This is a genomic window from Methanohalobium sp., from assembly GCF_018609725.1.
GTDB lineage: Archaea > Halobacteriota > Methanosarcinia > Methanosarcinales > Methanosarcinaceae > Methanohalobium.
In genome coordinates, this window is the sequence record NZ_JAHENT010000128.1 from 1 (window position 1) to 11,754 (window position 11,754).

At 35.1% G+C, this 11,754-nt stretch carries 17 protein-coding genes; 13 read left to right on the forward strand and 4 right to left on the reverse strand.

Annotated elements, in window-relative coordinates; all coding sequences use genetic code 11:
- The 8 genes from QZ276_RS08465 to QZ276_RS08500 all read left to right on the forward strand — a co-directional run.
- On the forward strand, positions 1–393 hold a 393-nt coding region (locus tag QZ276_RS08465; protein WP_292487098.1), incomplete at its 5' end, for a Coenzyme F420 hydrogenase/dehydrogenase, beta subunit C-terminal domain.
- A gap of 146 nt (positions 394–539) precedes the next feature.
- A complete protein-coding gene (gene gatC, locus QZ276_RS08470; protein ID WP_292487100.1) occupies positions 540–821 on the forward strand; it encodes an Asp-tRNA(Asn)/Glu-tRNA(Gln) amidotransferase subunit GatC in 282 nt (93 codons plus the stop codon).
- Positions 822–836: 15 nt separating this feature from the next.
- Positions 837–2,264 (forward strand): Asp-tRNA(Asn)/Glu-tRNA(Gln) amidotransferase subunit GatA, encoded by a 1,428-nt coding sequence (gene gatA / locus QZ276_RS08475; protein WP_292487101.1) that lies wholly within the window; start codon positions 837–839, stop codon positions 2,262–2,264.
- Entirely contained in the window at positions 2,264–3,685 is a 1,422-nt protein-coding gene (gene gatB / locus QZ276_RS08480) for an Asp-tRNA(Asn)/Glu-tRNA(Gln) amidotransferase subunit GatB (protein ID WP_292487103.1), read from the forward strand. The genes gatA and gatB overlap by 1 nt, the downstream gene beginning before the upstream one ends.
- A 211-nt stretch (positions 3,686–3,896) precedes the next feature.
- Positions 3,897–4,211 carry a THUMP domain-containing protein gene (locus QZ276_RS08485; protein ID WP_292487125.1) on the forward strand — a complete coding sequence of 105 codons (315 nt, stop codon included), beginning with the start codon at positions 3,897–3,899 and terminating at the stop codon, positions 4,209–4,211.
- 74 nt (positions 4,212–4,285) lie between these two features.
- Positions 4,286–4,942, forward strand: a complete 657-nt coding sequence (locus tag QZ276_RS08490; protein WP_292487127.1) for a hypothetical protein — start codon at positions 4,286–4,288, stop codon at positions 4,940–4,942.
- A 23-nt stretch (positions 4,943–4,965) separates the two neighbouring features.
- Positions 4,966–5,334 carry an Mth938-like domain-containing protein gene (locus QZ276_RS08495; RefSeq protein WP_292487104.1) on the forward strand — a complete coding sequence of 123 codons (369 nt, stop codon included), beginning with the start codon at positions 4,966–4,968 and terminating at the stop codon, positions 5,332–5,334.
- 27 nt (positions 5,335–5,361) lie between these two features.
- On the forward strand, positions 5,362–5,883 hold the full coding sequence (locus tag QZ276_RS08500) for a DJ-1/PfpI family protein (RefSeq protein ID WP_292487106.1): 522 nt from the start codon (positions 5,362–5,364) through the stop codon (positions 5,881–5,883).
- Between the two features lie 33 nt (positions 5,884–5,916).
- Here the strand turns inward: QZ276_RS08500 and QZ276_RS08505 are convergent, their stop codons facing one another.
- Positions 5,917–6,519 (reverse strand): YigZ family protein, encoded by a 603-nt coding sequence (locus QZ276_RS08505; RefSeq protein WP_292487108.1) that lies wholly within the window; start codon positions 6,517–6,519, stop codon positions 5,917–5,919.
- 62 nt (positions 6,520–6,581) lie between these two features.
- Here QZ276_RS08505 and QZ276_RS08510 point away from each other — a divergent pair, with 62 nt between their 5' ends.
- The 5 genes from QZ276_RS08510 (at position 6,582) to QZ276_RS08530 (ending at position 10,696) form a co-directional block, all read left to right on the forward strand.
- Positions 6,582–7,067, forward strand: a complete 486-nt coding sequence (locus QZ276_RS08510; RefSeq protein ID WP_292487111.1) for a hypothetical protein — start codon at positions 6,582–6,584, stop codon at positions 7,065–7,067.
- A gap of 126 nt (positions 7,068–7,193) precedes the next feature.
- The gene (locus QZ276_RS08515) at positions 7,194–7,595 is read left to right on the forward strand and encodes a DUF1699 family protein (RefSeq protein WP_292487113.1); all 402 of its coding nucleotides are present in this window, start codon (positions 7,194–7,196) and stop codon (positions 7,593–7,595) included.
- Positions 7,596–7,984: 389 nt separating this feature from the next.
- Positions 7,985–9,043, forward strand: a complete 1,059-nt coding sequence (locus tag QZ276_RS08520; protein ID WP_292487114.1) for a calcium/sodium antiporter — start codon at positions 7,985–7,987, stop codon at positions 9,041–9,043.
- 19 nt (positions 9,044–9,062) lie between these two features.
- Complete coding sequence (locus QZ276_RS08525) at positions 9,063–10,181, forward strand: DUF2117 family protein (RefSeq protein WP_292487116.1); 1,119 nt, start codon at positions 9,063–9,065, stop codon at positions 10,179–10,181.
- Between the two features lie 134 nt (positions 10,182–10,315).
- The gene (locus QZ276_RS08530) at positions 10,316–10,696 is read left to right on the forward strand and encodes a transcriptional regulator protein (RefSeq protein WP_292487118.1); all 381 of its coding nucleotides are present in this window, start codon (positions 10,316–10,318) and stop codon (positions 10,694–10,696) included.
- Positions 10,697–10,724: 28 nt separating this feature from the next.
- Here QZ276_RS08530 and QZ276_RS08535 read toward each other — a convergent pair whose 3' ends face one another.
- The 3 genes from QZ276_RS08535 to QZ276_RS08545 form a co-directional block, all read right to left on the reverse strand.
- The gene (locus QZ276_RS08535) at positions 10,725–10,955 is read right to left on the reverse strand and encodes a MoaD/ThiS family protein (protein ID WP_292487120.1); all 231 of its coding nucleotides are present in this window, start codon (positions 10,953–10,955) and stop codon (positions 10,725–10,727) included.
- Entirely contained in the window at positions 10,933–11,109 is a 177-nt protein-coding gene (locus QZ276_RS08540) for a hypothetical protein (protein ID WP_292487123.1), read from the reverse strand. The genes QZ276_RS08535 and QZ276_RS08540 overlap by 23 nt, the downstream gene beginning before the upstream one ends.
- Before the next feature lie 190 nt (positions 11,110–11,299).
- Positions 11,300–11,754 (reverse strand): UPF0280 family protein (locus tag QZ276_RS08545; protein ID WP_292487124.1); only part of this gene is annotated, 455 nt, incomplete at its 5' end.

The following is an 11,754-nucleotide window of genomic DNA, read 5'->3' on the forward strand; positions in this document are numbered from 1 at the left end:
GGTATAAAAGAATTTGTTGAAAATCATGGAATGAAACTTGAAGATATCGATTCAATGAAAATCCGCAAAGGTAGATTCGAATTTTATATGGGGGATGAGGTCAGAAGTTACAATCTTAGTGAATTTGACAGTTACAGAAGCAGTTCATGCCGGTTCTGTACAGATCTTGCATCAGAAAATGCAGATATATCATTTGGAGGTATAGGTTCTCCTGATGGCTGTACTACAGTTATTGCCCGTTCAGGTGTGGGTTATGAAATATTCAATGAAGCTGTTGATAGGGGTTACATCAAAGCCAGACAATTAACCCAGAAGGAAATGCAGCCGATTTTGAATCTTGCAAGACTTAAAAAGGTACAGATGTATTCGCTTATACGCCGTCAGAATGCCTAATTTTTTATTTTTTAATTTGCTTATGCCTGATATTCGTTTAAAAATCCATAAGTAATTAATATAAGGTACTTGTTTTTATTAATCTACATTTAAATGAATAAAGTAGGATACATTCGGTTATTTTATCCAGTTTTCGAGGAATTATAATGATTACAAAAGAAGATGTAGAACATGTGGGATGGCTTGCACGCATCGAAATCGATGAAAACGATGCTGATGAATATGCTTCCCAGCTTAATGATGTTTTAAACCATTTTGAACAGCTTGATGAAGTTGATACTGAAAATGTCCCCCCAACCTATCATGTAATAGATCTGGTTAATGTATTCAGGGAAGATGTTGCCAGAGAATCACTGACACAGGATAAAGCACTTGAAAACACTTCCAGTTCAAAAGAGGGTTATTTCAAATCCTACAGGATAATCTAATGAGAGGTACTCAGAATGGGCGAGCCGATGAATATATCAAAAATCAAGAGTGAAATTGCTAAAACTTCTTCTGAAGAGGTTTTGAACTCCTATCTTGAAAAAATCAATAAAAGCAAAATAAACGGATACTCAACCGTTTATGATGAAGCAGTGGAAGAAGCAAGAGATATTGATAAAAACGGACATGATGGCATTCTTGCTGGAGTACCTGTTGCTGTTAAAGATAACATCTCCACTGACGGAATACCAACAACCTGCTGTTCAAGGATTTTAGAAGGCTACACTCCACCCTATGATGCACATGTTGTTGAGCGTTTAAAAAGTGAAGGTGCTATTGTAATTGGAAAAACAAACATGGATGAATTTGCAATGGGAACTTCAACTGAAACCAGTTGTTATGGACCCACATTGAACCCATGGGATACTGGAAAAGTGCCCGGAGGTTCATCAGGTGGAAGTGCTGCTGTAATAGCTTCTGATGAAGCACCTGTTTCTTTGGGTTCTGACACTGGTGGATCAGTAAGATGTCCTGCTTCCTATTGTGGGGTTGTCGGACTGAAACCCACCTATGGTACAGTGTCAAGGTATGGACTGATATCATACGCCAATTCCCTTGAACAAATAGGACCACTGGCAAACAATGTCAGTGATGTTGCAATAATGATGGATGTCATTGGAGGACATGACACCCGTGACAGTACCTCTGTAAGCCAAAAAACAAATTATCAGAATACATTGAAAGATGATGTAAATGGTTTAAAAATCGGTATTCCTGAAGAATATTTTGGTGAAGGAATAGACCCTGAAGTTGAAGAATCGGTCTGGAACGCCATAAATAAATTCGAAGATATGGGTGCTACATGGGAAAAAGTATCAATGCCCAATACCAGCTACGCGCTTTCAGCTTACTATATTATTGCAATGAGTGAAGCATCATCCAACCTTGCACGATTTGACGGTACTCAATATGGATATCGTGCGGATGGTGATAACTGGCATGTGATGGCATCCAGAACCCGTGCTGAAGGATTTGGAACAGAAGTCCAGCGCAGGATTTTGCTCGGTACCTATGCACTCTCTGCAGGGTATTATGACAAATATTATCTCAAAGCTCTCAAAGTTCGCACACTTGTAAAACAGGATTTTGAAAATGCGTTATCAAATGTTGATGTCCTTATGACACCTACAATGCCCACTACAGCCTTTAAACTGGGTGAGAAGATAAAAGATCCATTATCACTCTACCTTGCAGATGTTAATACAGTTCCTGTAAATCTTGCAGGTGTACCATCGATTTCAGTCCCATGCGGATTTTCAGATGGATTACCAATTGGACTTCAGATAATAGGTAAACATTTCAATGAATCTACAATTTTGCAGGCGGCTTATAGTTTCGAACAGAATACTGATTATAATGCCGGACGACCCGGGGAGGTGGAATAATGGCTGAAGAAAATCCTGACGGAGTTGTAATAGGTCTGGAAATTCATGTCCAGTTGAATAAACTAAACAGCAAAATGTTTTGTGCCTGCTCAACAGATTATCACAATTCTGAACCCAACAGCAATACATGTCCTGTCTGTCTCGGGCTTCCGGGTTCTCTTCCTGTAATCAATGAAAAAGCAGTGGAATCAGCCATGAAAGTGGGGTTAGCTTTAAACTGTGATATTGTTGAGCAGACCCAGTTCCACAGGAAGAATTATTTTTACCCCGACCTGCCAAAAGGATTCCAGATAACCCAATATGATTACCCGATAGCAAACGACGGTAAAATCGTCATAGAAAGTGATGAAGGTGAACATGTAGTCAGAATAAAACGTGCACACATGGAAGAAGACCCGGGTCGAATGATGCATATCGGCAATATTGAGAAATCAAAGGGTACACTCATTGATTATAATCGTTCAGGGATGGCACTTCTTGAAATTGTTACCGAGCCAGATATACGAAGTCCAAAGGAATCACGCAGATTTCTGGACAAACTGAGAAATATTATCGAATATCTGGAAGTTTTTGATAGCAATCTTGAGGGTGCAATGAGAGTGGACGCAAATATCTCCCTTCAGGGTGGCTCACGGACAGAGGTAAAAAACATCTCGTCTCATAAAGGTGCAGAAAGGGCATTATTGTATGAAATAATGCGCCAGAAGAACATCATGCGTCGCGGCGGGGAAGTTACAATGGAAACCCGTCATTTTGATGAAGAAAAGGGATGTACAGTTGGACTTCGTTCAAAGGAAGCAGAACACGATTATCGGTATTTCCCTGAGCCTGATTTAACACCTCTCAGGGTGGCAGATAGAGTACCAAAGGTTACCAAGACACTACCTGAACTTCCTGATGCAAAAAGAGAGCGCTTCTTATCTCAATATGGAATGACAGAAATGCATGCAAAAGCACTGACATCTGATATACGGGTTTCTGAGTTCTTTGAAGAGGTTGCAAAAGAGGTAGACCCAAAAACCTCAGCTTCGTGGGTTGCTGATGTTTTAAAAGGTGAATTGAACTACCGTGAACTTACAGTGGATGCCTTCAAAGTAGAGGATATGATAAGTATTATACAGATGGTAACTCAGGATAAAATAACAGAAAAAAGTGCAGTAGAGGTAATCAGGCAAATACTGGACTATGGCGGAAAACCTGACGAGATTGTCAGGGAAAATGGACTTCTTAAAGTAGAAGAAGACGTTGTCAGCAAAGCAGTTACTGAAACCATACAGGAAAATGAACAGGCAGTAAATGACTATTTTGCTGGTAAAGAAAAATCTCTGAACTATCTTGTAGGTCAGGTCATGAAAAAGACCCGTGGACGTGCAGATGCCAAAGAGGTCAGAGAGTTGTTAGTGGATAAATTGAACAAGTAAAGGTCAAAAAATGGGCTGTTCTTTCAGTCCCGAGACCTTTAATTTTTAATATCAAATATTAGTGGTTTATACTTTAACGTATATCATTTATAACTATTATTTGTATTGCTTTATCAAGTAAAGGGTAATAATTTGGATTGCTGTTATTCGTTTGTAGCAACGGTTAATTCTGGTTTTTGAGGATGTATCAGCACAGGAAGTAGAATCCCTTATAGGCAGAAAAGTGGAACAGGGTCGTGAAAAGATATTCTTTGATGGAAATTCTTTTGACATTTATAAAATCAATCTGTTATCAAGGAGCATTCTCAAACTTTTAATATTGTGTGTAAGAGGTAGAATTCATAATTTTGACGACATTTATAACATATCAAAAGAAATAGATTACTCACAGTATATACCTGCTGGTAAAACTTTCGGTGTTACAGGTGCAAGGCACGGTGACCATGAATTTACAAGTATGGATGTTGCTGGTGAGGTGGGTCAGGCCGTTATAGACAGTGTGAAAAAACAAGGGGAGATCGGTTAGAAGTAAATCTTGACAGTCCTGATGTTGAAATATATGCCCTTTTAAGACATAATGAACTTATAGTAGGCATAAATATAACCGGTGAAAGTCTTCATAGAAGATTTTATAGAAGTAATACAAAACATCCTGCACCACTGAATCCAAATGTGGCTTATAGTCTGATACACCTTTCAGGTTGGAGTGGTGAACCTTTGTTAGACCCCATGTGTGGTACAGGAACAATTCTGATAGAAGCAGCACTTTTGTACAATAATATATCACCGGCAAAACACAGAGATGATTTTGCTTTTAAAAACCTGAGTTTTTTTAACCGTTATGAATATCTTTCAGTTAAAAACGAATTCCTTGAAAACGAAATAAATAAACCTCTTACGTTGATGGGTTTTGATAACTCTCCTAACTCAATAGCAGAAGCAAAACAAAATTCCAGAAAAGCTGGTATATCCCACTTAACAACATTTGGTCTTTCAGATGTAGAAGGTATTGAACCTGAAAGAAAACCCTATTTTATTATATCCAATCCTCCATTTGGTTTGAGGTTAAAAGACCCTGATTCGGTCAGTAATATAGCTATCAAATTCTGGAATAGAATATCAGAATTTGGTGATGTTTCTGTTATGATTATATCTGGCAACAAAGAATTTGAAAACAAAGCTCCCTGCGATTCTTTATGGCACAGGGAAGTTTATCTTGGAGGGCTGGTATGCAGAGTTCTTAAATATAGATTATGATTAATATTTTACTCAGGGGTTTTATGAAAATCAATGGGACAGAATTTGGAAGCATAACAATTGACGGTAAAAAATACGGGTATGATGTAATAATCTATCCTCAAAAAATTGAAAAAAGGATGAAAGAAATATCCAAAAATAAATATGGTTCAGGACATAAACTCTGTAAAGAAGAAATGAAGGAATATTTAAAAAATCTTGATAACATTGATACAGTAGTGGTTGGTAACGGTCAGAATGGTGTACTCCAGCTTCTTGATGAAACAGAAAAAATGCTTGAAGATAAAGGGGTGGAGGTTATAAACAGGAAAACACCTGAAGCGATAAATGATTTCAATCAAAAGATACAAACGCAAAATAAAGTAATTGGAATTTTTCATGTTACATGTTAATAGGAATTAAAGATTGAGGTGATAATAATGGCTGGAAAAAAGGTACTGATGGTTATAGCACAGGAAAATTTTAGAGATGAGGAATTTTTTGAACCTAAAAAGGTTTTTGAAAACAACGGGGTAGATGTTACAGTTGCAAGTACTGATACAAAACCTGCGACTGGAATGCTGGGTGGAACTGCAAAACTTGATATAAAAATATCAGATGCAGATATGGATGATTATGATGCTATTGTTATTTCCGGAGGCTCTGGGTCAAAAGAATATCTGTGGGACAATGAACAACTTCATGAGCTTGTAAACAAAGCCTATAAAGATGACAAAATCGTATCTGCAATTTGTGTATCTCCAGTAGTACTTGCAAAATCCGGAATACTGGAGGGCAAAAATGTAACAGTATTCGATGATCCCGACTGTATAAATGAGGTTAAAGAATGCGGAGCATGTTATGAAAACGAGGGTGTAGTTAATTGTGAAAACATTATTACCGGTAAAGGACCGGATTATGCAGAACAATTTGGAGAAGCGGTCTTGGATGCTTTGAGCTAAAAATGTAAATTTAAACTGTTCTATATTCCTTTTTTACAGATATTGGATGATTACTTTATCTTTTGTAAGGCTTTTTAACTTCTGAACAAAATCATTTGTTAATTCCTCGTTTATATCAGTAATAAGTTCTACTACATCAAAATAATGTTCTTCATCTATTTTTCCGTACTGTTCAATCAGAGGTTTTACTTCTTTTATGCATGAATAATCAAAACGAACTTTTAGTTGAGTTCTGTTGCATATATTAGTAATTCCAGCATTCTCTATAGCTTCAATTGCGGTTTCTCTATAAGCCCGTGTAAGACCGCCAAACCCGAGCTTAATCCCTCCAAAATAACGTGAAACAACTACTACAGCATTCTGGATACTTTTAAGGTCCATAACTTTATAAACAGGTTTTCCGGAACTTCCAGCAGGTTCGCCGTCATCGTCGTATTTAACAGTGAGTTCGTTACTGTTTTTTATTATATATGCTGAAATATTATGGTCTGCGTCTTTATGATGGTTTTTAATTTTTTCAATAAATTTTATGGCTTCTATTTCTCCATTTATCGGTTCAGCATATCCCAGAAATACAGAATTTTTTATATCTTTACGGGATTCACCTGTATTTTTAAGCGTTTTATATTTAGTCAATGGTACCCCTTATACCAAGTGATTTATTAATAATTATATTAATCTGTTGTCGGGTAGATAATTTGCCGATTATAAAAAGTGCAGAGATATTGATATATCAACTACAAAAATTGTACTGGATGGAAGCAGAATTTGAACAGCTTGCAATATGTGATGCCAGACTGGAGCTTATGGGTGAATACAAGGATGAACTGGACATACTTGAGAACAACTCCCAGCAAAACAGAAACCTGATTAAAAACTGGCTTAATATAACAAATACAGACTCTTCTCAATGCAAATTGTTGAATATTGATAAAAAATACGATTTTGTAGGGATGGATGCTCCACATGTTTTCAGAGTACTGTATAAATATGCAATTTACATAAAAACTGTTTATGATGACATAAACAACATAAACAAGGATATAATATCAGCCATGCTGTCGAATGAAACCTATATTGATGATTTTTCTTTTGATATTGATTCTATGCTCACCCGTCAAAAAGAATCAGTCGATACATGTATGAACATCTGCGGCGGAGCTTCAACTGTATTTGGAATTTAAACCTTTTATCACAGTATAAACAACAAAATAATACTTATATGATGAAAACTAAAACATTTATAACTTTAATTACCGTGTTTAAAAAAAATTAAACCACGGTAAAAATCAATATAGTAAGGGATATTTATGAAAATTCGAGTAGTTAGTGCAAAAGATGAAATAGAAAATCTAGATGAAAGTGAGGAAATAGTGCACCTTGCGTTCAGACCATCCAACACCGACATATTTACTATTGTATCAAAATGTCCGAACCTTAAAGCATTGCACCTGCCAAGTTCCTATAAGAAAACACTATCTGAATCTGCAAAAATGTTTCTGGAAATGCAGGGTGTTGACCTTCTTGAAGGAGATGTATGGGGACATAGAAAAGATATCAATGAATACTCTGAAGTTTCCAGAAATGTTTATAAAAAGATTGATGAACTAAAAGAAAAAGGAATGGATGAAGAGGAAATTGTGAAAAAGATGGAAAAAGAAACGAATTTGAGTTCGGATTTTATAAAGTTCCTTGTCGGGCAAAAAGCCTGATTTTTCTTTTTTATCAAATACTTATCTAATCTGTATTTTCATGACAAAGGAGTGTAGGGGTCAAAGGAAACCAACGAGTTTAGAGCTTGTCCGACAATTAATTTCAAAGCGAATTTTTTTCACAAAAAGAACTACCAAGTAACAAAAATCATCAATCCTAACTGTTTCTATTATATCAAGCGGTAGCATCCGTATCTGGTTTTTTGATGGTTAAATGCTATTAATAAATAAATTAATCTTTGATCTACATTTATCTTACTGATAAATAAAATAAATTGATAGTAATGAATTGTCGGACAGCCTGTTTAGTCGTTGGTAGCTGACGGGTTATTTATTGATATCAATTGCGTTTATTATTTATACACTCTAACTTCAATAAAACACTTTATATGGAACCCATGATTTTAAATCTGATAATACTTATTACTGCTTTATTATCTCTTGTTAAAGGTTCAGATTATTTTGTTGAATATGCTTCCACAATAGCAAAACTGCTTGGTGTTTCAGAATTTGTTATAGGGTTGACCCTTGTATCAATAGGAACATCCATACCGGAACTTGCTTCATCCATGGCAGCTGTGTTCCAGCAAGCAGAGGATGTAGTTATCGGTAATATAATCGGGTCAAATATTGCAAATATTGCACTTGTTGTAGGGTTTGCAGTATTGTTTGCAAATATAAAAACCGATAGAAAAATACTGAAAAAAGACGGCTACATTATGCTTTTTGCAGTAATTCTATTTTTTATTTTTTCTCTGGATTACAATATCTCCCGGTTTGAAGCGATTATATTCCTATTTTTATACCTATCGTATATATTCTATTCATGGGATCCGTACAGGTCTAATGATTCAGACAAAAAATCGTATATTGAAGAGTTTCTACGATATTCTATCAAGTTCAAGTATCTTAAAACCATCAAAAAGAGAATGAAACCTACAACATCAACTGATATAAATGGTAGAAATAATAAAAAACTATTAAAATCTTTTGTAATTTTATCCATCAGTGGTATTGCAGTAATACTTGGAGCAAGATATTTTATCCAGCAGGCTGTTTATTTTGCCAATATTTTTAATGTTTCTGACACAATTATTGGAATAAGTCTGGTGGCACTGGGAACATCCCTCCCAGAGCTTATGGTCACAGCAGCATCAGCTAAAAAAGGTTATGGATATCTGATACTTGGAAATGTTATTGGTTCTAACATTACAAACACTTTTCTAATATTGGGTTTATCTGGTCTGGTGGTACCACTTGGTATTGTTGGAACTGATTTATTTTTAATTATGACGTTTATGATATTTCTCAGCGCAATCCTTTTGTTGTTTGTCTGGACTCAATGGGAGTTAAAGCAGCCTGAAGGAGTATTTTTATTGTTGGTTTATATTTTGTTTATAACAACCTTGTTAACCCAGTATAGTCCATCAGAGGTTATATACACATAAATGCATCAAATGGTTAGTTATGAAAATAGGAATAGTTGTTCATGGTCCAGAAGTTGTAGATTCGGGACAGGCTAAATTAATACTGGATAAATTATCATCAATGTATGATAATTTAACCGCTCAACTTGGGGGTTCAATGGGTAAAACAGCAGTCATTGATGCAGGTTTTGAAAATCTGATTGATATAAACGGGTGTTTGAAACCAAGCCAAAGTATCAGACATCTGGAAAAAATCGAAAATTGTGATATAGTATATCTATTAACCCAATCTAAATCTGTTGATAATGGTCACATCTTTGGAAACATGGTGATAGAAAAATTGGATAATCCCAAAATACCGGTTTTACAAATTGAAACACAGGGTAGCGGGGTAATAATTCCATGGACAAAAAATTCTACAAACCATGCAAAACCCCTATCTGATTTGTTGGGTTTAAAAATTTTAACTCCGGTAAATATTGCTTCTGGTATTTATAAAAATGGTTCAACTATAAAAAGAGAGATTTCCGGTGTGTCACCCGGAGAGTGTATATTTTTAAACGGAATCATAATAGGAAGATCTGAATCAAATAAAGTAACCATCGTTGTAGATAACGGTTTCATAAAATCAATTGAAGGCGGAACTATAAAGCAACATGGGGTTGAAAAACTTCATCAGTATGATGGAAGAGTACCTGTAGATATAGAAAATGCATGGATAAAAACAGGTTTGTTAAGACGTAGCTGTAATTATTCTCCACTGGTTAAATGTAATAGTACTGGAAATAATGACGGTTTTAGAGCGGTTTTAATTGATCATGACGCTGATAACTGTTTTGACTTAGCATTTAAGGTAGATATGGCGGTTACAGTAGGTGATGATACAACAATAGTTGCAGCAGATATATTTTATAGATTTGCAGTTCCTGTAATAGGTATTATAGATGGTGATAGGGATGTGGCATTTCAAAATATGTGTATTTATCCCGGCACATGTATATTAAAGTCAAAACCCGGCTATGACGATATTTTGGGTAAAAAAATTGGAAATGAAATCTTTAATGGGGAAAAAATAGTTGATTTTTATACAATGGAATCTTTTAAAAGGGAAATAATATATTTAGGAGGAGAGATTATTGAATCTGTTATTCAATACTAATTCTGCAATTTTAAAACAGATAAAAATCTAAAAGTTTAAATATAATAATGAACAACATAAATATTGTAGACGGGGGTTTACTAAAACTCTTAAATAAATATATTTGTACCTATACAATGGGGGTTTATTTATAAATGAAAGATTTTGAAGTGAATATATTAGATGAGAACGACTATAAGTTTATAGATACTTTGAAAAGCCTTGGAATGTCACGCAATGTAGCAACTGCACTGACGTATTTGTCCAATGTTAAACGCGCATCATCACAGGAAATTGAAATGTGCACCGGTTTAAGACAGCCGGAAGTAAGTGTTGCCATGCGAACAATGAGTGATAACAGCTGGATAAATATCTATAATAAAAAGACAGCAGGCAAAGGTAGACCAACCAAAATCTATGAACTGACTACTCCTGTTGAAGACATTATCAAACATTACGAACAAAAAATACTGAAAAAGAATCAAGAGGCTTTGTCAGCAACTAATAAACTAAAAAGTATGTGTTCGAAGATGTAAACCTTCTTCACATACTATTTTTCTTGGTTTACCCACCTGATGTTATTTTTAAAACTTGGATTTTTCCGGATTCGACTACACCATCAAGTGGAGTGGCGTTTCCATCTTTTAAAACAATAACTGATTCTTCATTAATATCAAGTTTTTTGAGTAAATCTTCATATGTTGTTCCTTTTTCAATATTTACAGATTGTTCTGAATTATCATCAGGAACGATTTTAACATCAACTGTGATATCATTCTTCCTGTTCATGTCCATACTCATACTCATATTCAGATTCGGTAAGTGGCTCACCACCTTCTTCTTCTACCTTTTCAAAGGAATCAAGATTTTCATTAATTAGTTTCTCTTCCAACTCTTCTTCCTTTTTTGAACCTTTACGCTCATAATGTCTTTTGTTATATTTTGACATTCAAAGCCACCTCAATTTATACTTTGTTTGTGATAGTTATTAATCTTTTGTAATTTAGGCTATATATTTTCATCAGAATTTTAGATTTAAGATTGGTATACATACAAGTTAAAATTTAGATTTAAGTTATATGCCAATATATAGAAACATTTTTATATTCTTTTTCTAAGGACAGGATATATTAAATGCATCAGCCTTTTGTAATACAGTCGTAATCTATATTTGCATGTACCATTTCTGGAACTTCACCCCAAAAACCCAAATGTTCTCCCTGAATGACAACTGCACCTTTTATATCGGGAATATTTTCAATCACACTGAATGAATTTTCGACAAATTCCTTTCCCACATCAGTAACAGCATTGCCCAGTTCAGTAGCAGCAGAATCTGCAAGAGATACATTGTCGGAAAATACAATTGCTGCATCAGCCATTCCAAAACTTATAGATGGACCAACTGTTCCGGATGAAGTACATACACCGGTAATAGTAGTTCTGGTTTCCATTTTGAAAGCAAGATTCTTGAAGGCAGATGTACCAGCATATATTCCTATTGTTGCAGGTCTATCGTTAATAAGTGCAATATCTCCGCCGTTGTCTACAATTGCAAAATCTTCTCCTGCATCTCTCATGGCTTCAACAGCAA